18 protein-coding genes are annotated in these 19,691 nt (G+C 64.5%); 8 read left to right on the top strand and 10 right to left on the bottom strand.

Annotation, left to right across the window (positions count from 1 at the left end):
• Positions 1–66: 66 nt before the first annotated feature.
• Positions 67–1,185, top strand: coding sequence for a beta-ketoacyl-ACP synthase III (locus BBF93_RS04175; RefSeq protein ID WP_114105059.1), 1,119 nt, complete (start codon positions 67–69; stop codon positions 1,183–1,185).
• 76 nt (positions 1,186–1,261) lie between these two features.
• Here BBF93_RS04175 and BBF93_RS19450 read toward each other — a convergent pair whose 3' ends face one another.
• Positions 1,262–1,411 (bottom strand): hypothetical protein, encoded by a 150-nt coding sequence (locus BBF93_RS19450; RefSeq protein ID WP_157532788.1) that lies wholly within the window; start codon positions 1,409–1,411, stop codon positions 1,262–1,264.
• 248 nt (positions 1,412–1,659) lie between these two features.
• Here BBF93_RS19450 and BBF93_RS04170 point away from each other — a divergent pair, with 248 nt between their 5' ends.
• On the top strand, positions 1,660–2,232 hold the full coding sequence (locus BBF93_RS04170) for a YfbR-like 5'-deoxynucleotidase (RefSeq protein WP_035598738.1): 573 nt from the start codon (positions 1,660–1,662) through the stop codon (positions 2,230–2,232).
• A complete protein-coding gene (locus BBF93_RS04165) occupies positions 2,232–3,182 on the top strand; it encodes an NAD regulator (protein ID WP_035598741.1) in 951 nt (316 codons plus the stop codon). Before BBF93_RS04170 ends, BBF93_RS04165 begins: the two co-directional genes overlap by 1 nt.
• 102 nt (positions 3,183–3,284) lie before the next feature.
• Here the strand turns inward: BBF93_RS04165 and lon are convergent, their stop codons facing one another.
• Positions 3,285–5,702 (bottom strand): endopeptidase La, encoded by a 2,418-nt coding sequence (lon, locus tag BBF93_RS04160; protein WP_114105058.1) that lies wholly within the window; start codon positions 5,700–5,702, stop codon positions 3,285–3,287.
• A gap of 367 nt (positions 5,703–6,069) precedes the next feature.
• On the opposite strand from lon, the gene parE reads away from it, so the two are divergent.
• Together parE and BBF93_RS04150 are read left to right on the top strand one after the other, a co-directional pair.
• The gene (gene parE, locus BBF93_RS04155; RefSeq protein ID WP_114105057.1) at positions 6,070–8,064 is read left to right on the top strand and encodes a DNA topoisomerase IV subunit B; all 1,995 of its coding nucleotides are present in this window, start codon (positions 6,070–6,072) and stop codon (positions 8,062–8,064) included.
• Between the two features lie 189 nt (positions 8,065–8,253).
• Entirely contained in the window at positions 8,254–9,006 is a 753-nt protein-coding gene (locus BBF93_RS04150) for a hypothetical protein (RefSeq protein WP_114105056.1), read from the top strand.
• A 120-nt stretch (positions 9,007–9,126) separates the two neighbouring features.
• On the opposite strand, the gene BBF93_RS04145 is transcribed toward BBF93_RS04150, so the two are convergent.
• The 3 genes from BBF93_RS04145 to BBF93_RS04135 all read right to left on the bottom strand — a co-directional run bounded on the left by BBF93_RS04145 (position 9,127) and on the right by BBF93_RS04135 (position 11,231).
• Positions 9,127–9,594 carry an NfeD family protein gene (locus tag BBF93_RS04145; protein ID WP_114105055.1) on the bottom strand — a complete coding sequence of 156 codons (468 nt, stop codon included), beginning with the start codon at positions 9,592–9,594 and terminating at the stop codon, positions 9,127–9,129.
• 32 nt (positions 9,595–9,626) lie between these two features.
• Positions 9,627–10,595 carry an SPFH domain-containing protein gene (locus BBF93_RS04140; RefSeq protein ID WP_035598753.1) on the bottom strand — a complete coding sequence of 323 codons (969 nt, stop codon included), beginning with the start codon at positions 10,593–10,595 and terminating at the stop codon, positions 9,627–9,629.
• Between the two features lie 153 nt (positions 10,596–10,748).
• Entirely contained in the window at positions 10,749–11,231 is a 483-nt protein-coding gene (locus tag BBF93_RS04135) for a peroxiredoxin (protein WP_114105054.1), read from the bottom strand.
• Between the two features lie 320 nt (positions 11,232–11,551).
• Between BBF93_RS04135 and BBF93_RS04130 the strand changes: the two genes are divergently transcribed.
• The 3 genes from BBF93_RS04130 (at position 11,552) to BBF93_RS04120 (ending at position 15,390) form a co-directional block, all read left to right on the top strand.
• Positions 11,552–13,684, top strand: coding sequence for a TonB-dependent receptor (locus BBF93_RS04130; RefSeq protein WP_114105053.1), 2,133 nt, complete (start codon positions 11,552–11,554; stop codon positions 13,682–13,684).
• A 5-nt stretch (positions 13,685–13,689) separates the two neighbouring features.
• Positions 13,690–14,760 carry a PepSY domain-containing protein gene (locus BBF93_RS04125; protein ID WP_114105052.1) on the top strand — a complete coding sequence of 357 codons (1,071 nt, stop codon included), beginning with the start codon at positions 13,690–13,692 and terminating at the stop codon, positions 14,758–14,760.
• Between the two features lie 63 nt (positions 14,761–14,823).
• Positions 14,824–15,390, top strand: coding sequence for a YqgE/AlgH family protein (locus tag BBF93_RS04120; protein ID WP_035598768.1), 567 nt, complete (start codon positions 14,824–14,826; stop codon positions 15,388–15,390).
• Between the two features lie 5 nt (positions 15,391–15,395).
• Here the strand turns inward: BBF93_RS04120 and BBF93_RS04115 are convergent, their stop codons facing one another.
• The 5 genes from BBF93_RS04115 to BBF93_RS04095 are packed head-to-tail and all read right to left on the bottom strand — an operon-like array spanning position 15,396 to position 19,665.
• The gene (locus tag BBF93_RS04115) at positions 15,396–15,974 is read right to left on the bottom strand and encodes a suppressor of fused domain protein (protein ID WP_114105051.1); all 579 of its coding nucleotides are present in this window, start codon (positions 15,972–15,974) and stop codon (positions 15,396–15,398) included.
• A 4-nt stretch (positions 15,975–15,978) separates the two neighbouring features.
• Positions 15,979–17,010 carry an EAL domain-containing protein gene (locus tag BBF93_RS04110; protein WP_035598774.1) on the bottom strand — a complete coding sequence of 344 codons (1,032 nt, stop codon included), beginning with the start codon at positions 17,008–17,010 and terminating at the stop codon, positions 15,979–15,981.
• A 13-nt stretch (positions 17,011–17,023) separates the two neighbouring features.
• Positions 17,024–17,593, bottom strand: a complete 570-nt coding sequence (locus BBF93_RS04105) for a GNAT family N-acetyltransferase (RefSeq protein ID WP_051612552.1) — start codon at positions 17,591–17,593, stop codon at positions 17,024–17,026.
• Between the two features lie 9 nt (positions 17,594–17,602).
• The gene (gene thrC, locus BBF93_RS04100; RefSeq protein WP_114105050.1) at positions 17,603–18,985 is read right to left on the bottom strand and encodes a threonine synthase; all 1,383 of its coding nucleotides are present in this window, start codon (positions 18,983–18,985) and stop codon (positions 17,603–17,605) included.
• The gene (locus BBF93_RS04095; RefSeq protein WP_162174039.1) at positions 18,982–19,665 is read right to left on the bottom strand and encodes an SURF1 family protein; all 684 of its coding nucleotides are present in this window, start codon (positions 19,663–19,665) and stop codon (positions 18,982–18,984) included. The genes thrC and BBF93_RS04095 overlap by 4 nt, the downstream gene beginning before the upstream one ends.
• Between the last annotated feature and the right edge of the window lie 26 nt (positions 19,666–19,691).

Genomic DNA, 19,691 nt, shown 5'->3' with positions numbered 1-19,691 from the left:
GCAAAATAAGGATTTAGCAAGAAGGGCCTGACGCCTGCGGGCGGACGGGCGCCCCCGGAGACCCCTATGCCGAGCCCCGTGATTTCCGCCACAGGCCTGTGGACCCCGCCCAACTCGATTTCCAATGCAGAGCTTGTCGAAAGCTACAATGCCTGGGCTGACGGCTGGAACCTCGAGAATGCCGCCGATATCAGCTCCGGCCTGCTGGAGCCCAAGCCCCACTCCTCCGTCGAGTTCATCGAGAAGGCCTCGGGCATCAAGGCCCGCTATGTCATCGACAAGGAAGGCGTCCTCGACCCCGACATCATGACCCCGCGCATTCCCGAGCGGCCCAATGACCAGATTTCGGTTCTCGCCGAAATGGCTGTGCTGGCTGCCCGCGACGCGCTGAAACGTGCCGGCCGCGACCCCAGGGATGTCGACGCGGTGATCTGCGCGGCCTCCAACATGCAGCGCGCCTATCCGGCCATGGCCATCGAGGTGCAGGACGCGCTCGGCATTCAGGGCTTTGCCTTCGACATGAACGTCGCCTGTTCCTCGGCCACCTTCGGCATCCAGACGGCCGCCGATTTCATCCGCTCCGGCAATGCCCGCTCGGTGCTGGTGGTGAACCCGGAAATCTGCTCGGGCCACCTCAACTTCACCGACCGCGACAGCCATTTCATCTTCGGCGATGTGGCCACCGCCATCCTGGTCGAGGACGAGGCCTTCGCCCCGGCCAAGCACTGGAAGATCCTCGGCACGAAGCTGAAGACCCAGTTCTCCAACAATATCCGCAACAATTTCGGCTTCCTGAACCGCGCCGCCCCCGACGGCATCGGCGCGCCCGACAAGCTGTTCGTCCAGGAAGGCCGCAAGGTGTTCAAGGAAGTGGTGCCGATGGTGGCGGAGATGATCACCGCGCATCTCGGCGAACTCGGCCTCAAGGCTGCCGAACTGAAGCGCATGTGGCTGCACCAGGCCAACGCCAACATGAACCGGCTGATCTCATCGAAAGTGCTCGGCCACGAAGCCAGCGAAGCCGAAAGCCCCACGGTGCTGGACACCTACGCCAACACGTCCTCGGCCGGCTCGATCATCGCCTTCCATCTGCACTCGGAGGATTTTTCCCCCGGCGAGAAAGGCCTCATCTGCTCCTTCGGCGCAGGTTATTCAGCCGGCACGGTATTCGTGGAGCGCACCTAGCAGACACGCCGCGTCCTCCGTCCGCTCATCCCTGCGCAGGCGGGGATGAGCCGGAGATTGGGTTTGGCGGAAAAGCCTACTCGTCGAAGTCTTCGGTAAACAGGTCGCCCCACAGGGCGCGGCGGCTGGCGCGGGCCGCTTCGGTGACCACTATGACAGCACCGCACACCAGAACAGCGACAGGAAAACCAGGTCCGGTTGCGAATTGGTGCAGGATGTCAATCATTACGCGGCTCACCCGTTACTCTACTTGCCTGTTGGCGCGACCCACGGAAAACTCGGGACCATTGCCTCTGTTGCAAGGGTTATGCCTGACAGGCCTTAATGCGTCATTGGCAAAGCGGGGCATAAACAAGGCGAGTTTGTAACCGTATTGCCGCCGTTTATTTACCCGTACTACCAATCCCTTAAGATGCCCCCCATGGAGCCGACCCTTTGAAGCGTTCTGTTAAGCCCCCCCGCGTCTGGCAACGGATGCTGTCTGGCCGCCGTCTTGATCTGGCGCACCCCTCGCCCATGGATGTGGAAATCGAGGATATCGCCCATGGTCTTGCCCGTGTGGCCCGCTGGAACGGGCAGACGCGCGGCGAACATGCCTTCTCGGTGGCCGAACATTCCGTGGTGGTCGAGCAGATCGTGCGCAAGCTGGAGCCCGGCCTCGGCCCCGATGCCTGGCTGACGGCCCTGCTGCATGACAGCCCCGAATATGTGATCGGAGACATGATCTCCCCCTTCAAGGCGCTGCTGGGCGAAAGCTACAAGGACATCGAGGCCCGCCTGCAGGAGGCGATCCACATCCGCTTCGGCCTGAAACCCGTCACGCCGGTGAAGCTCAAGAAGCTCATCAAGAAGGCCGATCATATCTGCGCCTGGTTCGAGGCGACCCAGCTTGCCGGCTTCAGCGAGGCAGAGTCGGACGGCTTCTTCGGCCATCCGCCCGAAGGGATGAAATTCCGCCTGAAGCCGCTCTCGGCCCCCGATGCCCAGAAGGCGTTCCTCAAACGCTTCGACGATATCCAGGACGCACTCGCGGCGGAGGCCGCCTGATGCCCGCTGGCTCGCCGCTGCTGATTGGCCTCTCGGCCGTGATGGTTGCCATCCAGGAGGGCGAGCCGCATGTGCTCGTCACCCGCCGGCCAAGCGGCGAGGAAGCCCTGCCCTTCGGCCCGTTCGACCCCGACAATCACCGCACGTTCGACCTCTCCCTGCGCGGCTGGGTGCGCGAACAGACCGGCTTTGAACTCGGCTATGTCGAACAGCTCTACACCTTCGGCGACAAGGACCGCGAAACGCCCGAAGCCAGCGTGGTGGACGCGCCGCCAAACGCGCACGTCATCTCGGTCGGCTATCTGGCGCTGACGCCGGAAGAAAAGCCTGTGGCCGCCAATTTCGAGGCGCGCTGGCGCAGCTGGTATCAGTATTTTCCGTGGGAAGATCATCGCAGCGGCCGCCCCGCCCTCATCGATGCCGAGATCGCCCCGCGCCTGAAAACCTGGGCGGCGGGCAATGAACAGCGGGCCGAACGCGCGCGCATCGCCTTTGGCCTGGACAATGCCCGCTGGATCGAGGAGCGCGTGCTGGAACGCTACGAGCTGCTCTATGAGGCGGGCCTCGTGGCCGAATGTGCGCGCGATGCCGGGCTGCCCGAAGCCGGCATCCGCCTCGGCGCCGCCATGACATCCGACCACAGACGGATTCTCGCCACCGGCCTCTCCCGGCTGCGCAGCAAGATCAAATACCGCCCGGTCGTGTTCGAGCTGATGCCAGACCGCTTCACCCTCAGCGAACTGCAACGCGCGGTCGAGGCCATCCTCGGCCTGCCCCTGCACACGCAGAACTTCCGCCGCGCGCTGGAGAAGACACAGCTCGTCACCGGCACCGGCCAGATGGAAACCTCCACCGGCGGGCGCCCAGCCGAACTCTTCACCTACCGGCGCCACCCCTCCGGCGGCTTCGCCGCCCCCGGCCTCGCCACGCCGCGAAAAACTGCGGACTGAGCGCGCGCCCGTCCCGGCAAGCAAAATCGTCTGCCCCCGAACGAAAAAAGCCCCCTCCTTCCGGAGGGGGCTTTTCCATATGTTTCAGCCTTCAGGCGGGCCTTAGTGCGTGCGCACCGCGTCGGCATCGCCGGAATTGCTTGGTCCGCCGCCAAGGCTCGCCTGCAGGCGGGCCTCATCCTCTTCCGACCATTCGATCGGGGCGAGCGGTCCGGTCAGCGCCAGTTTCAGCACTTCCTGAATGTCCGACACCGGAATGATCTTCAGACCGGTCTTCACATTCTCCGGAATCTCGTCGAGATCCTTCTCGTTCTCCTTCGGGATCAGCACCGTCTTGATGCCGCCGCGCAGGGCCGCGAGCAGTTTCTCCTTGAGACCGCCAATCGGCAGCACCCGGCCACGCAGGGACACTTCCCCGGTCATCGCCACTTCGCGGTTGACCGGAACCCCGGTCAGCAGCGAGACGATGGCCGTGGTCATGGCGATACCGGCAGACGGGCCGTCCTTCGGCGTGGCGCCATCAGGCACGTGCACGTGGATGTCGGTCGTGTTGAACACGGTCGGCTTGATGCCAAGGTCCACCGAGCGCGAGCGCACCAGCGAGCTCGCCGCCTGGATCGACTCCTTCATCACATCGCGCAGGTTCCCGGTCACCTTCATCGCGCCCCGGCCCGGCATTTTCACCGCCTCGATGGTGAGGAGGTCGCCGCCCACTTCCGTCCAGGCAAGGCCGGTCACGGCGCCCACCTGATCGGTGTCGTCGGCAAGGCCATAGCGATGCTTCCGCACGCCGGCATACTGGGCGAGGTTGTCCGAAGTGATCGTCAGGCTCGGCAGGTTCTGCGTGGCAATCTCGCGCACGGCCTTGCGGGCCAGGCGGGAAACTTCGCGCTTCAGGCTGCGTACGCCCGCTTCACGGGTGTAGTAGCGGATAAGGTCGCGGATGGCGCCGTCAGTGACGATCCATTCCTCTTCCTTGAGACCATGATCCTCCCGCACCTGCGGAACCAGGTGGCGCTTGGTGATCTCCAGCTTCTCGTCTTCCGTGTAGCCGGCGATACGGATGATCTCCATCCGGTCCAGCAGCGGCTGGGGCATGTTGAGCGAGTTCGCCGTCGTCACGAACATCACGTCCGACAGGTCATAGTCGACCTCCAGATAGTGATCGTTGAACGTCGAGTTCTGCTCTGGATCGAGCACCTCAAGCAGGGCCGACGCCGGATCGCCGCGATGGTCCATGCCCATCTTGTCGATCTCGTCGAGCAGGAACAGCGGGTTGCCGCTCTTGGTCTTCTTCAGGCTCTGGATGATCCGGCCCGGCATGGAGCCGATATAGGTCCGGCGGTGGCCGCGGATCTCGCTTTCGTCGCGCACGCCGCCCAGCGACACGCGCACAAAGTCGCGTCCCGTGGCTTCGGCAATCGAGCGGCCCAGCGAGGTTTTACCCACGCCCGGAGGCCCGACGAGGCAGAGGATGGGGCCCTTCAGGCGCCCGGTCCGCTTCTGCACGGCGAGGTATTCGAGAATACGCTCTTTCACCTTGTCGAGGCCATAATGGTCGTCGTCGAGCTGATGCTCGGCTTTGACCAGGTCGGTCTCGATATCCTTGCGCTTGCCCCAGGGCAGCGACAGCAGCCAGTCGAGATAATTGCGCACAACCGTGGATTCGGCAGACATCGGCGACATCTGGCGCAGTTTCTTGATCTCGGCTTCGGCCTTGGCGCGGGCCTCATGGCTGAGCGGGGTGTCGGCAATCTTCTGGTCCAGCTCGGCCAGCTCGTCGCGGTCAGAGCCTTCGCCCTGATCGCCCAGCTCGCGCTGGATCGCCTTCATCTGCTCGTTGAGGTAATATTCGCGCTGGGTCTTTTCCATCTGCCGCTTGACGCGGTTTTTGATCTTCCGCTCCATCTGCAGCATGCCCATCTCGCCCTCCATCAGCGAGAAGACCTTCTCCAGACGGTCCTTCACCTCGGCCATCTCCAGCAATTCCTGCTTGTCGGAGAGCTTCACCGAGAGGTTCGACGCCACCTGATCGGCAAGCCGGCCAGGATCGGTCAGCTGGCTGATCGTGGTGACCGCTTCTGGCGGGATCTTGCGGTTGAGCTTCACATAGCTCTCGAACTGCTCCTGCACGGCGCGCATCAGCGCCTGCACATCGGAGCTCGCCGGCTCGGCCTCGGGGATCGCCTCAACCTCGGCTTCGAAATACTCCACCCGGTCGTGCAGCTCCACAAGGCGGGCGCGCGTGCGCCCCTCCACCAGCACCTTCACGGTGCCGTCGGGCAGCTTCAGGAGTTGCAAGATGGTGGCCAGCGTGCCGGTGGCATGCAGGTCATCGGAAACCGGATTGTCGATGGCCGCATCCTTCTGGGCCACCAGCATGATTTCATTATCGGACTCGTCGATCATCTCGAGCGCCCGGACAGACTTGTCACGGCCGACAAACAGCGGCGCGACCATGTCTGGAAAAACAACGATGTCCCGAAGCGGCAACACCGGCACTGTCTTTGTTTTTGGCATCTTAGTGCCTCCTTTGATTCGGGCCCCGCTGAGCGGCAACCCGTTATACCCTCAAAACACCGGTCAGAGCATCCTTCGGGCGACAGTCGGAATGTGGAAACCCCACCTTAACCCTTCAAGCTGAACGCTGCTCAACAATGTTGTGAATTGCGCTTACCCCCGCGTTCACTCTTCTCCTCCCCCGTTCCCGGCGCGGCAACGCACACCGCCCCCTTGCCCCACCCCGCAAACCCCGCCAGATGTTCCCCCTTGGCAGAAGGCCGAAGGTTAACAAACCTTAGCGGAACGTTAAGGAATTTACCCTCCTGTCTGCCTGCACAATTCCGCCGGTCCCCCCGGCGTTTTCAGAAGACGGAGAAGCGGCCCCATGTCCTCAGCGCGGCAGATGAAGCAAGACGACCTGCTGGCCGGCACGGCGGGCTATTCCGCCAAGGATATCGAGGTTCTCGAGGGCCTTGAGCCCGTCCGCAAGCGCCCCGGCATGTATATCGGCGGCACCGATGAGCGTGCCTGGCACCACCTCTTCGCCGAAGTCCTCGACAATGCGATGGACGAAGCCGTCGCCGGCCATGCCAGCCGCATCGAGATCAAGCTCGCCGCCGACGGCTTCCTGACCGTCACGGATAATGGCCGCGGCATCCCGATCGACCCGCACCCGAAATTCCCCAAGAAATCAGCGCTCGAAGTCATCATGACGACGCTGCATTCGGGCGGCAAATTCTCGGACAAAGCCTACTCCACCGCCGGCGGCCTGCACGGGGTGGGCATCTCGGTCGTCAACGCCCTCTCCGAACATGTGGAAGTCGAAGTCGCCCGCGACCGCACACTCTACCGCCAGGAATTCTCGCGCGGTCAGCCCCTCGGCAAGCTCCAGAAGGTCGGCGCCGCCCCCAACCGGCGCGGCACATCCGTCCGCTTCAAGCCCGACTTCCAGATCTTCGGCGACAAACTCCGCTGGCGCCCCCAGCGTCTCTTCCAGATGGCGCGCTCGAAAGCCTACCTCTTCCGCGGCGTTGAAATCCGCTGGGCGTGCGATCCCGAGCTTCTGCCCGAGGATTCCAAAGTCCCCGCCGAAGCCGTCCTCTCCTATCCCAATGGCCTGGCCGACCAGCTCACCGAAGTCTTCGGCGACAAAGGCACGATCACCGAAACCCCGTTCACGGGCCTCGTCGACATGGGCGCCGAAGGCAAGGTCGAATGGGCCATCGCCTGGACGCAGGCCGGTTTCGGCGATGCTGACGGCTTCTCCCGCTCCTATTGTAACACCATCCCGACCCCCGAAGGCGGCACGCATGAGGCCGGCTTCCGCTCGGCCATCACCAAGGGCATCCGCAATTTCGGCGAGCTGACCGGCAACAAGAAAGCCACCGAAGTCACCGCCGAAGACATCATGGGCCATTCCGGCCTCCTGCTCTCGGTCTTCATCCGGGGGCCTGAGTTCGTCGGCCAGACCAAGGACAAGCTCTCCTCCACCCATGCTTTCCGCCTTGTGGAAAACGCGGTGCGGGACCATTTCGACCATTGGCTCGCCGGCTCCCCCAAGGAGGCCAACAAGCTCCTCTCCTGGGCGATTGACCGCGCTGATGAGCGCGCCCGCCGCCGCAAGGCGAAGGAAATCAGCCGCAAGTCCGCCACCAAGAAACTCCGCCTGCCCGGCAAGCTCGCAGACTGCTCTGCCAAGGGCCCGGAAGGCACAGAACTCTTCCTCGTCGAGGGCGACTCGGCCGGCGGCTCCGCCAAGCAGGCCCGCAACCGCGAGACGCAGGCCATCCTCCCGCTCCGCGGCAAGATCCTCAACGTCGAAAGCGCGTCGGGCGACAAGCTGATGGGCAACCAGGAACTGGCTGACCTCTCGCTTGCTCTGGGTACGGAGCTTGGCCGCAAGTTCAACATCGATGAGCTGCGCTATGACCGCATCATCATCATGACCGATGCGGACGTGGACGGCGCCCACATCGCCTCGCTGCTGATCACCTTCTTCTACCGGCTGACCCCCGGCCTGATCGAGGCGGGCCGCCTCTTCCTCGCCATGCCGCCGCTCTATCGCCTCTCCAACAAGGGCAACATCCATTACGCGATGGATGATGAAGACCGTGCCCGGATCATGAAGGAACACTTCAAGGGCAACCAGAAGGTAGACATGACGCGCTTCAAGGGCCTGGGCGAGATGAACCCCGCCCAGCTTAAAGAGACCACCATGAACCCGGCCACCCGCACGCTCGCCCGCGTCACCCTGCCGGCCACCATGGACGACGAAATGGGCCCCGCCGACCTGATCAACACCCTGATGGGCAAGAAAGCCGAACTCCGCTTCCGCTTCATCCAGGAAAACGCCGCCTTCGTCGAAGAGCTGGATATCTGATCCAACCTCACCCCAAACGCAACACGTCCCCTCCCCCAGACATGGGGGAGGGCTAGGGTGGGGGCGCTCTTAAAAAAAAACGAAGCCTATCCACCCCCCAAACCCCAAAAACCCAAACCAAATCAATCCCCTCCCCCAAAAACACCCCCGCCTTATCCACCCCCTCCCGGTCCATGCTATTCTCCGGGCATGGATCATTCGCCTCGCCCCCTCAGCCATAAGACAGCCCATGATGGCCTCATCAGCCGTGCACGGAGCTTTGCGCTGTCTCTGGTGACGGAAATCGAAGACCGCCTGCCCGCAGGCCAAGGCGCGATCCTTCCTGTCTCCCTCGTCCGTATGCTGATGCAGCGCTGGCTGATCCCGGCCGAGGCGGCCATGCGCCGCGCCATCCTGCTGATCGCCGCCTCCCTGCCCCCGCTGGCCGCGCTCATCCCGGCTGCGGCCTCCGCCCCGGCCCCGCCGCAAGCCTCGCCGCGCAAGCCCCCGGAAGGCGGCGCCAGAAAATCTTCGCGCACGCCGGTTTTCAGCATGAAGGAACCCCAGCGCCGTTCGAAGGCGGACGATACCGCCGCAGACCAGCTGCGCCGCAGCCTGCTGCAGGCCGCCGCCATGGATCGCCCCTGCCGCCCCCTTGCGCCGCTGCGCCCCCTCAGAAGCCCCACCGAAGAAGCTGCCCGCCTGCAGGAGCGTTTCCTGTGCCGGCTGGACGCGCTGGCCTTCGCCATGGGCAATCCCGAGCGCGAAGCCGAACGTTTTCTCCGCCGCCAGGAGAAGGAAGCCGAAAAGCACCGCCAGATTGGCGCGCTTCCGCCGCTGCCCATCTCCTTTCAGAGGCCCTCCGGCCTCGGCGAAGAAACCGATCCGCAATTCATCAGCCTCCTGATTGATCTTAATGCGGCGGTTGCGCCTCTCTTCCCCGCCCACCCCAATACCTCCTGACGCACGGCAAAATCCCCGCCGCCCGCCTCCCCAGCCCCGCTGGGGAGGATACAGGCGTTGCATATAAAAAACCCCTCCGCTGCCGGAGGGGTTTTTTCAATTCCGAAAGGCTGGGAAGCCTCAGCCCTTGCGCACCACCGCCGTATTGGCGCGGGTCTCCGCCACGATGATCGCGTCGCCCGCCAGGATCGGCGGCTCGCCCGGAACGGCCTCTGCGCCCCACACCGTATCGCCGATCTTCACCTGCCCGGCCCCGGCCACGAAATCCTTCGTCGCCTGTCCGCGCTGGCCCACCAGCTGCGCCATCCGCTTGTTCAGCGTGGGGTGTTCCGGCGCCGCCTTGCGCAGGCCGGGGAAAACGATCCGGCTGCCGATGATCAGGATAATCGCGGCCACCAGGAATACGATCACCTGCCCGTGCCAGCCCGCCATCCCCTCCGGCGCCACGGCGGCAAAGATCGCCGTCAGCACCGCGCCAATCGAGGCCATCAGCAAGTCATACGTGCCGGTGATCATCTCCAGGCCGAAGAAGATCAGCGCCAGCGCCAGCCAGTGCCACCATGTCACCCCTGCCAGCAATGCGTCCATGTTCAGGAACTCCTCTGTCTACCGGCCGGGGCTCAGCTGCCCGTCCGTGTGGGCGGCACAGCCCCGCCCGGCGGCCGCGGCGTGGCCGAGGCAGCCTTCGCCGAGTCCGTCAGCCCACGGATGCCTTCGATAGTGCCCAGGATCGACGAGAACTCGGCCGGGATGATCACGGTGCGCTGCTGGCTGGAGGTCGCCAGCTTCTCGAACGCGGCCACATAGGCCTGGCCCAGAAAGTAGTTGATGGCGTTGACATCGCCCCGCGCAATCGCCTCGGAAACCATCGCGGTGGCCTTCGCTTCTGCCTCGGCTTCCCGCTCGCGCGCCTCGGCGTCGCGGAAGGCGGCCTCGCGGCGGCCCTCGGCCTCCAGGATCTGCGATTGTTTCTGGCCCTCGGCCTTCAGGATGGCAGACTGCTTCTCCCCCTCGGCGGTCAGGATTTCTGCCCGCTTCAGGCGCTCGGCCTTCATCTGCCGGGCCATTGCCTCGGTAATGTCGGCGGGCGGGGTGAGGTCCTTTATCTCGATCCGGGTCACCTTGACGCCCCAGGGATGGGTCGCCGCATCAATCGTGCCCAGGAGGCGCGCATTGATCTCGTCGCGGTTCGACAGCACCTCATCGAGGTCCATCGAGCCCACCACGGTCCGGATATTGGTCATGGAGAGGTTGGTGATCGCATGGGTGAGGTTGTTCACCTCATAGGCCGCCTGCACCGCATCAATCACCTGGATGAACACGATGGCATCGCAGGAGACCATGGCGTTGTCCTTGGTGATCACCTCCTGCTGGGGCACATCCAGCACGGTCTCCATCATGTTCATCCGCCGGCCGATCCGGTCGATGAAGGGCACGATGACGTGCGGCCCCGGCGCCAGCGTCTTGGTGTAGCGGCCAAACCGTTCCACGGTCCAGTTATAGCCCTGCGGCACGAATTTCAGCGCCGAGAACAGCAGGATGAACGCCACAGCCAGGGCGACGACGAAGGTGACGAATACGATGTCCATGGGTCCCTCTCCACGTTGATATCAAATCAGACTTGGGGAGAGTTTGCCGTTTTTCAATAAATCCGCAATGAAAATCGGCCCGCTACGTCCCCGCGGCAGGCCGATCATCGCCGTATTCGGTAACAGGCGCTTAAACGCGCCCTTCAGCCGGTCTCAGAGCTGGCCGAGCAGATAGTCGGCGCTGGAGACCTTGAATTCCCCGCCCTGCTCCACGTTCAGTTCGGCCACAACGCCGTCCTTCACCAGCATGGAATAGCGCTGCGAGCGCTTGCCCATGCCAAAGCCGGACGCATCAAGCTCCAGGCCAAGCGCCTGCGCAAAGGCGCCATTGCCATCGGCCAGCATCCGCACCTTCTCATCGGTATGGGAGGATTTGCCCCAGGCGCCCATCACGAACACATCGTTCACCGAGGTGCAGACGATGTCATCCACGCCCTTGGTCTTGAAGTCGCCAGCCTTGTCCACATAGCCCGGCAGGTGGCGGGCCGAACAGGTCGGTGTATAGGCCCCCGGCACGGCGAACAGGGCAACGGTCTTGCCGCCGAACACCTCAGCCGTGGTCACGGGCTTTGGCCCATCCACGGTCATTTCCATAAAAGTCGCTTCCGGCAGTTTGTCGCCCACTTTGATCGCCATGGCAGTTTTCTCCTTGCTGGCCTCAGGAGATAGGCCGCTCCGGCGCGTCCCGCAATGCTTGCCCGCCCGGCAGCCGGCAATCCGTGTCGTTTCCCCCCAACCCGGAAAACCGCCAAACCCGCCCCAGGATCGCCGCCGCCCCTTCCGCCACCGGGCAAAGCGGCATTGAAAGGGCCGTCAGAGGCGCGGGGCCGATTGTGATCCCCGCGCAACGGGCTGCAGAATCTGCGAAAGAATCTCAATTGACGCATTGCGAATGATTGTCATTTTCGACTATGGCAGACGGGTTTTCTCCAGACAGAAAGATTTCAGGAGCCCCCATGAACAGATTCATTGGCGTCAGCGCCGCCGCCCTTCTGGCGATGTCGGCCACCGCCACCGCGCAGGAAAACGAGGCCGCCACAGACGAAACCAAGGTCGAGCAGACCATCATCGTCACCGCCTCGCGCACCACCCTGCCGCCCTCAGCCCTGCCCAACACCATCCAGATCATCAGCGATGAGGAACTCTCCCTCCAGGCCCAGCTCACCGGCTCGGCGGTCGATGTCGTCTCCACGCTGGTGCCCTCCTTCTCCCCCACGCGGGAGAAGCTGTCCGGCGCGGGCGAATCCCTGCGGGGCCGCAAGCCGCTCTACCTGATCGACGGGGTGCCCCAGTCCAACCCGCTGCGCGATGGCAGCCGCGAAGGCCACACCATCGACCCCTTCTTCATCGACCGGGTGGAAGTCATCTTCGGCTCCAACGCCATTCAGGGGATCGGCGCCACCGGCGGCGTGGTGAACTATGTCACCGCCCCGGCCGCCAAGGAGGGCGAAGGCTGGACCGGCAAGCTGATGGGCCAGATCTCCGCCTCCAACGACTTCCAGGGCGATGGCTATGACTACCGCGCCGGCGCTCTGGCGGGCCGTGATTTCGGCCTCCTCGACGTAACCCTCGGCATCGCCAAGCAGAAGCGCGGCGCTTTCTATAGCGGCGATGGCCGCCGCATCGGCGTTGATGGCGCCCAGGGGGAATTGCAGGATTCCGAAAGCCTCTCCTTCTTCGGCAAGGCCGGCATCGATCTTGGCGGCGCCCGCCGGCTGGAACTGATGGCCCAGCATTTCGAGCTGGAAGGCGATGGGGACTATGTGCTCGTCAACGGCTCCCGCGCCACCAATACGCCGACGACCACCGTGCGCGGCCAGCAGGAAGGCATCATCCCCACCAACAAGGTGCTCACCTCCTCGCTGACCTATACCGACCAGGATGTGCTGGGCGGCACGCTGACCGGCCAGCTTTTCTATCAGGATTTTGAAGCCATCTATGGCGGCGGTTCGTTCGCCTCCTTCCAGGACCCGCGCATCGCGCCGGTCGGCACCCTGTTCGATCAGTCTGCGAACAATTCGGAAAAGAAGGGCCTGCGCGTTTCCTATGAGCGCGAAATGGACGCTGTGCCGGGCCTGCGCGTGATGGGCGGCCTCGATGTGCTCAATGACAAGACCTATCAGGAACTGGTTCTCACGGACCGCAACTGGGTTCCGGAAACCGAGTTCACCTCCTACGCCCCCTTCCTTCAGCTCAACCAGGCCCTCTGGGGCGAGCGCATTCACCTCTCCGCCGGCCTGCGCCATGAGATCGCGAAGCTGAAGGTGAACGATTATGAAACCCTCTACTCCTACGGCCCGCAACAGGTGGGCGGCGGCGAACCGGAGTTCGAGAAAACCCTCATAAATGCCGGCGTCACCGTGGAGGTCATTGACGGCCTCACCGCCTACACCTCCTATGCCGAAGGCTTCACCATGGCTGATGTCGGCCGCATCCTGCGCGGCGTGGAAACGCCCGGCCAGGATGTCGATACCTTCCTGAATGTCGAGCCGGTGATCTCCGACAATACCGAGATTGGCCTCGAATGGCGGCGCGGCCCGCTCTCTGCTTCGGCAGCCTATTTCTGGAGCAAGTCCGAACTTGGGTCGATCCTTGTACTGCGCAATGACGTGTTCGAGGTTGAGCGCCGCCGCACGGAGATTGATGGCTTGGAACTCTCCGGCGCCTGGGATACCCCGCTGGACGGCCTGCGCCTTTCGGGCGGCTATGCCATGCTCAACGGCCGCACCGATACCAATAATGACAACCGCGTCGACACCGACCTTGACGGCGCCAATATCAGCCCGGACCGGGTAAACCTCGCCGCCGATTATTCCGCCGGCCCCTATTCCGTCCGTGTGCAGACCCGGTCCTATCTCGACCGCACCTTCGATGGCCTGGCCGCCAATACAGACTTTGACGGCTACACCCTGGCCGATGCCTTCCTGCGCTATTCAGCCGGCTTCGGCGACATCACCCTCTCGGCGTCAAACCTCTTCGACAAGCAATACGTCACCTATGACAGCCAGACCGTTCAGCCCACCAGCAACACCCGCTTCTTCGCGGGCCGGGGCCGGGTGATTGCCCTTGCCTTCGAGAAGAAGTTTTGAGGCTGATGATGTTTCTGAGAACGGCGCACGCCTGGGCGGGCGCCGTTCTGTCTCTCCTGATTGCCGTGCTGGGGCTGTCGGGGTCCCTGCTGGTGTTCAAGAAGGACTATCTGCGCGCCGTCTTTCCAGAGGCGCGCGAGGCGGTCTCTCTGGCCCCCGAAACCCTCGGCCCGGTGCTCGACCGGATCGAGGCCACCTATGGCCCTGAAGGACTGCAATACGTTTCCCTCGGCGATGCGCATTTCGGCCTGCACAAGGCGGTCTTCCGGGATGGCGGCGGCGCCTATATCGACCGCAGCGGCGAGACGGTTGCGCGCTGGGCCAAGAACGGCCGGCCCGAAGACTGGCTGTTTGACCTTCACCACTATCTGCTGGCCGGCAACACCGGAAAGCTCATCGCCGGGGTGGCCGGCGGGGCGGCGGTTATCCTCGCCATCACCGGCCTTATCATCGTCTGGCCTACCTTGCGCATGTTCGCCTGGCGCGTCTGGCCGAAATCGGCCCTGCGCCGCGACCTCCTCGCCCAGCACCGCGACCTCGGCGTGATCTTCGCCCTGCCTATCATTCTCATCGCCTTCACCGGGTTCGCCATGGTCTATTCCGGCCCGGTGCGCGCGGTGCTGAAGGTGGTCACCCTCACCCCCGCCGAGGCGCCCTCGGCGCGCCTCGCCGCCGGGCCCGGCACCACCGACTGGACCGCCACCCTCGCCGCCGCCCAGGAGGCCTTCCCCGGCGCTTATCCGCGCCTTGCCAGCCCGCCCCGCAGCGAAGGCGCCCCGGCCTCCCTGCGCCTGCGCCAGCCCGGCGAGTGGCACCAGAACGGGCGCACCTATGTGCTGATGGACCCGGCCACCAACCGCCCCCTCGCCACCGAAGATGGCCGCGCCCTCTCACGCGCCGACCGGGTGTTCAACGCGCTCTATCCCCTGCATTCGGCCGGGATTGGCGGGCGCCTCTATGATCTCCTCTCCTTCCTCACCGGCCTCTCCCTGACCGTTCTCGGCCTTGCCGGAACCTGGACCTTCCTGCGCAAACCCAGGCGCAAGCGCCGGAAAAAGCCTGCCCTCGCAGCCTGACCCACCGGATTTTCACTTGCAAATGCCCGCTACCTGCCCCAGCCTCGGTGGCCGGAGCACGACATGCAGATTGAAACGGACCTCACCGGCAAGCTGCTGATTGCCATGCCCGGCATCGGCGACCCGCGCTTCGAGCGATCGGTGATCCTTGTCTGTGCCCACACGCCGGATTTCGCCATGGGCATCGTGCTGAACCGCCCGATGGAGGGCATCGACCTGCAGGAAATCATCGACCAGATGGATGTGCCCCAGGAGGCTGATCTGGAAGGCGTCGCCATTCTGGAGGGCGGCCCGGTGGCCACCGAACGCGGCTTTGTTCTGCACACAGATGACGTGATCTGTGACGGCGCCACGATGGAGGTGGAGGATGAGCTGTGCATGACGGCCACGCGCGAAATCCTCGCCGCGATTGCCTCATCGGCGCCGCCGCGCAAATTCGTCATGGCGCTCGGCTATGCCGGCTGGGCCGCTGGCCAGCTCGAACAGGAACTGGCGCAGAATGCCTGGCTGGTCGGCGCGCCCGATTCCGATCTCGTCTTCGGCGACGCCTATGAACACAAATGGCGCCACGCCCTCACGCGGATGGGCGTAGACCTCTCGCGGCTTCAGTCAAATGCGGGCAATGCCTGACGGCGTCACACCACCGGCGCGCGCAGCAGGTCAAACACATCGGCGCCGGAGGCTTCCAGCTTATCTTCGAGCGCTTCAAGTCCTTCTTCCTCGGCCAGTTCAAACTCGCTGCCCGAAATCGGAATGATCTGCAGCCAGACGGTCTTGCGGCCATCCTGCTCGAACACGCCGAAGTCTTCATCCCAGAAGAAAGGATGCACCAGCAGAAGATGCTGCATCGTGCTGCCGGGGAAATAGGCCTGCACCACATCCGGCAGGATCGTGCCCAGCCCAATGCTCCATTCACCGGTCTGCACCTCATGGGCAATATCGGCCAGCATCTCCACAAACGGCATTTCGTCCGCATAGAGCGCCCCGCACAGCTCCACGCCAAAGCCCATCGGCTCATCCTCCAGCACCAGTTCCCGGTCGCTGAGGCCGATGGTGGAGCAGGAAAGATAATCCCCCTCCGGCGCCCCGGAAGAGACAAGCACGTTCACGGACAATCCATCATGATAGGACTGGCCCATCACCCTGATCTCGCCGCCAAAGGCATCGGTCAGGTAATCTGCAATCGCGCGGTGCTGGGGCGTTGCCTGGCTCATTTCGTCATCCTTTCAGGAAAGCCAGCGCGCTGTCTGCGTCCATCGGACGGGCAAAGGCAAAGCCCTGGGCATAGTCAAAGCCGAGCGCCCGCAGGCGGCTGGCATCTTCACGCGCTTCCACGCCCTCGGCAGTCGAGGACATGCCCAGCCGGCTGGCCAGCAGCGTGATGGTGGAGAGGATCGTGTCATTGCGGTGTTGGCCAAGACGGCTGGTCAGGCCATGGTCGATCTTGAGGCTGTCAAACGGCAGGTCGGCCAGCCAGGCGAAGGAGGAATGCCCCGTGCCGAAATCATCCAGCACCAGCCCCGCGCCCACAGCCTTCAGCGCCATCGCGGCGGCCAGCGCATGGGTCTCGTCGCGCAGGGCGGCCTGCTCGGTCAGCTCCATCCGCAGCGCCCGCTCAGGCAGCTTGTAGCCATTCATCAGCGCCTCGATCAGCGCCGGCAGCGTGCTCTTGGTCAGCTCCCGCGCGGTGAGGTTCACATGCATGAAGAGGTCGTCGCGCTTTGCCCCCTCCCGCAGGTTCGACAGGGTTTCGGCCGAGCGGATCAGCATGTTGGACGCCAGCGCTTGATCTTCATACCGGCTGGGCGGAACGGTCTCTTCATTGCTGTCCCAGCGCGCCAGCGCCTCGAAGCCGACCACCCGGCCATCGCGCAGCGAAATGATCGGCTGGTAGACCGGGGCGAGATCCGGGCCGGGGCGCATATCGCTGGGGTCAATCTCGGGGAAGGTTTCCCCGGCCAGCAGCATGCCGCGCGCCTCGCTGTCGCTGACGAAGGCGCCGACGAAATGCACGTCCCGGCCGTTGGAGAGCCGCAGGCCGCAGCGCACCGGGCCGCCCTCACCGGTCGACAGCGCCTTGGCCAGCCGCCCCCGGCTCAGCCCCTCCACCATCTTCTCCAGCGCATCGAGAGACCAGTCCCCGGAGAGATCCGATAACAGCGTGCCGGTCTGTGCCTCGATGAGGAGGCGGCCAGCCTCGCCGCGCCAGTGCCAGCTGCCCTGGGGTTCCTTGGGGGTGCGTTTTGCCATGTGTTCTCGTTACCTAGCGGCGAATATCGCCCCTGACGAGAGCGAAAAGGATATGGTCTCGGCGCACGCCCGCAATCTCGAGGTATGCGCTCGCCCGTCCCTCTTCAGCAAATCCCGTGCCTTCCAGAACCCCGCGGGAGCGGTCATTCTCGGGCACGATCCCCGCCTCGATCCGGGCGAGGTTAAGCATCGGAAACGCCCATGTGCACAGGGCTTTCACCGCTTCCTTCATATAGCCTTGGCCGGCATGGGGCTCGCCCATCCAGTAGCCGAGGCTGGCGCTGTTGGCCGGCCAGCCGCGCACCTGTGTCAGAGAGGCACCGCCCAGCAGCGCATTGTCAGACAGCCGGCGGATGAGGAACACATAGCCCGTGCCCGCTTTCCAGGCCTTGGTCCAGGCGGTGACGCGCCGCTGCCAGTCCTTGCGGCTCAGCGCATCGGCCGGCCAGCTTGGCTCCCACGGCTCAAGGTAGGCGCGGCTCACCGTGCGCAGCGCGGCCCAGTCTTCATAGTCGCTCTTGCGCGGCGCCATCAGCACCAGCCGCTCTGCCGCGATAACCGTATCGAGCGGCACAAACGCCATGGACCCGGCCTAGCCTGCGAAGGCCGCAATGCGGGCGCGCACCGCCGCCGGATCAGAGGCAAAGCGCTCGAACACTTCGCCCCGGCCCAGAAGCTCGGCGCAGCGGCTCGGCAGCGGGGCGTCTTCGCCGGTCGCTTCCTTCACCGTTTCGGGGAACTTGCTCGCCGCTGCCGTTGCCAGCACCACGGTCGCCGCCGCATCCGAGGGCTTGAGGCCCCGTGCCGTCTGCGTGCCAACCGCCGTATGCGGACAGATCAGCCAGCCGGTCTCGGTGCGGAACCGCTCCATCTCGGCCAGCGTATCGGCATTGTTCACCGAAGCGGCGGAAAGCCCGGTGCAGGAGAGGCGCGCCCTGGCCGTCTCCGGCAGCTCTGCCTCGCCCGCCTGGGCATAGGTTTCGTAGGTCCGGCGCACAGCCTCCGCGTCGCGGCCCGTCACTTCGAACAGCAGGCGCTCGAAATTGGACGGCACGGCAATGTCCATCGCCGGGCTGGGCGTTGCCACAGCGGCCTGGCGGGTCATCCGGCCGGTGTTGAACACCCGGGCCAGCGTGTCGTTTTCATTCACCGCGCAGCGGATTTCGAGGCCGCCCGGAAGCAGGCCGCAGCGGGCCGCCACATAGCCGGCCAGCGCGTCGCCCATATTCCCGCTCGGCACCACGAAGCGCAGCGCCCGGTGGCCGAGCTGCGCGCTGGCGGTGGCGTAATAGACCGCCTGCGCCGCAATCCGTGCCCAGTTGATGGAGTTGACGCCCGAAAGGCCGATGCTGGCGGCAAACGCCTTGTCGGCAAACATCGATTTGACCATCGACTGGCAGTCGTCAAAGTCTCCGTCCACGGCGATGTTGAGGACGTTCTCCGCGCCCGTGGTCGTCATGAACAGGCGCTGCACCGGCGAGACCCGCTCATGCGGATGCAGGATCACCAGGCGCACATTCTTCGCCCCGGCAAACGCTCCGGCAGCGGCCCCGCCGGTATCGCCGGAAGTCGCGCAGGTCACCGTCATCCGCTGGCCCGAGAGGCCGAGGAGATAGTCATAGATCTGGCCGATGATCTGCATCGCCACATCCTTGAAAGCCAGCGTCGGCCCATGGTGCAGTTCCATCAGCCAGAGGCCGGGGCCAGCCTGCGTCAGCGGCGCTACAGAGCGGTGGGCAAAGCGGCCATAGGCCTTCTCGCACAGCTGGCGCATCACATCCTTGGGGATGGCGTCGCCGGCAAAGGCAGAGAGAATGCGCGCGGCGGTTTCGGCATAGGGCTTGCCGGGTGTGGCCGGCGCAATCTGCGGCCAGCTTTCGGGCACATAGAGGCCGCCATCAGCCGCAAGACCGGCAAGGCACGCGCCGGCAAAATCGACAGGCTCTGCCTGACCCCGTGTCGAGATATACTTCACTTACTCGTCTCCCGCCTGAAGCGCAGCCGCCCGCGCTGGTAATGGAAGGCCAGATACACACCGGCGAGCGCCATGGCGAGGCCCCACCAGGTGATTGCATAGCCAAAATGCCGCTCTGGCGGCAGGCGCGCGCTGTCGCCCGGCATCAGCAGAGGGTTGGCGACCGGCTGAGGCGCCGGATAGTCCGCACGGATCAGCGTTTCCGGCTCGAACACGCGGGGGATCACCCGCGCCGCCAGATCCGCCGGCAGCGAGGCGGCCAGCCGCTCGGGGTCCAGCGCATAATAGATGCCCTTCTCCGGATCATCCTCTGTGGTGAACGCGTTGCGCCGCTGGGGCGGATGCCAGAGGCCGCGCAGCGTCAGCGTCTGGGGCTCGCCGGCGGGGTTCACCGGCGGCGGCTCGATCGAATAGGTAATCGTCAGCGGCAGGAAGAGGATGCCCTCTGCTGTCTCGAACGCGGTCACCTGCCGCCAGGCGGCGTCACCATCGGCATAGGCATAGACGATCTTCTCGGTGCCCGGCAGCGTGGTGCCGGCGATCTCGGCCCAGTCCGGCTCGGCACCCTTCTGCGCCATCTTCTCCGCATAGCGCCCCCACTGCCAGTTGCCGAACATGATCAGGATGGCGAACGCGATCACGCTCAGCACGGTCATGACGGGTAAGGGGCGGAACATCATCGGTCGGATCCAGGACAAATCGGGAC

It is taken from the genome of Hyphomonas sp. CACIAM 19H1 (genome assembly GCF_003325995.1).
Lineage (GTDB): Bacteria > Pseudomonadota > Alphaproteobacteria > Caulobacterales > Hyphomonadaceae > Hyphomonas > Hyphomonas polymorpha.
This window is presented reverse-complemented; position numbering and strand designations above follow the sequence as displayed.

Coding starts and splice junctions, on each gene's coding strand:
- BBF93_RS04175 (WP_114105059.1), top strand. CDS start 67: ATGCCGAGCCCCGTGATTTCCGCCACAGGCCTGTGGACCCCGCCCAAC.
- BBF93_RS19450 (WP_157532788.1), bottom strand. CDS start 1,411: ATGATTGACATCCTGCACCAATTCGCAACCGGACCTGGTTTTCCTGTC.
- BBF93_RS04170 (WP_035598738.1), top strand. CDS start 1,660: ATGCTGTCTGGCCGCCGTCTTGATCTGGCGCACCCCTCGCCCATGGAT.
- BBF93_RS04165 (WP_035598741.1), top strand. CDS start 2,232: ATGCCCGCTGGCTCGCCGCTGCTGATTGGCCTCTCGGCCGTGATGGTT.
- lon (WP_114105058.1), bottom strand. CDS start 5,702: ATGCCAAAAACAAAGACAGTGCCGGTGTTGCCGCTTCGGGACATCGTT.
- parE (WP_114105057.1), top strand. CDS start 6,070: ATGTCCTCAGCGCGGCAGATGAAGCAAGACGACCTGCTGGCCGGCACG.
- BBF93_RS04150 (WP_114105056.1), top strand. CDS start 8,254: ATGGATCATTCGCCTCGCCCCCTCAGCCATAAGACAGCCCATGATGGC.
- BBF93_RS04145 (WP_114105055.1), bottom strand. CDS start 9,594: ATGGACGCATTGCTGGCAGGGGTGACATGGTGGCACTGGCTGGCGCTG.
- BBF93_RS04140 (WP_035598753.1), bottom strand. CDS start 10,595: ATGGACATCGTATTCGTCACCTTCGTCGTCGCCCTGGCTGTGGCGTTC.
- BBF93_RS04135 (WP_114105054.1), bottom strand. CDS start 11,231: ATGGCGATCAAAGTGGGCGACAAACTGCCGGAAGCGACTTTTATGGAA.
- BBF93_RS04130 (WP_114105053.1), top strand. CDS start 11,552: ATGAACAGATTCATTGGCGTCAGCGCCGCCGCCCTTCTGGCGATGTCG.
- BBF93_RS04125 (WP_114105052.1), top strand. CDS start 13,690: ATGATGTTTCTGAGAACGGCGCACGCCTGGGCGGGCGCCGTTCTGTCT.
- BBF93_RS04120 (WP_035598768.1), top strand. CDS start 14,824: ATGCAGATTGAAACGGACCTCACCGGCAAGCTGCTGATTGCCATGCCC.
- BBF93_RS04115 (WP_114105051.1), bottom strand. CDS start 15,974: ATGAGCCAGGCAACGCCCCAGCACCGCGCGATTGCAGATTACCTGACC.
- BBF93_RS04110 (WP_035598774.1), bottom strand. CDS start 17,010: ATGGCAAAACGCACCCCCAAGGAACCCCAGGGCAGCTGGCACTGGCGC.
- BBF93_RS04105 (WP_051612552.1), bottom strand. CDS start 17,593: ATGGCGTTTGTGCCGCTCGATACGGTTATCGCGGCAGAGCGGCTGGTG.
- BBF93_RS04095 (WP_162174039.1), bottom strand. CDS start 19,665: ATGATGTTCCGCCCCTTACCCGTCATGACCGTGCTGAGCGTGATCGCG.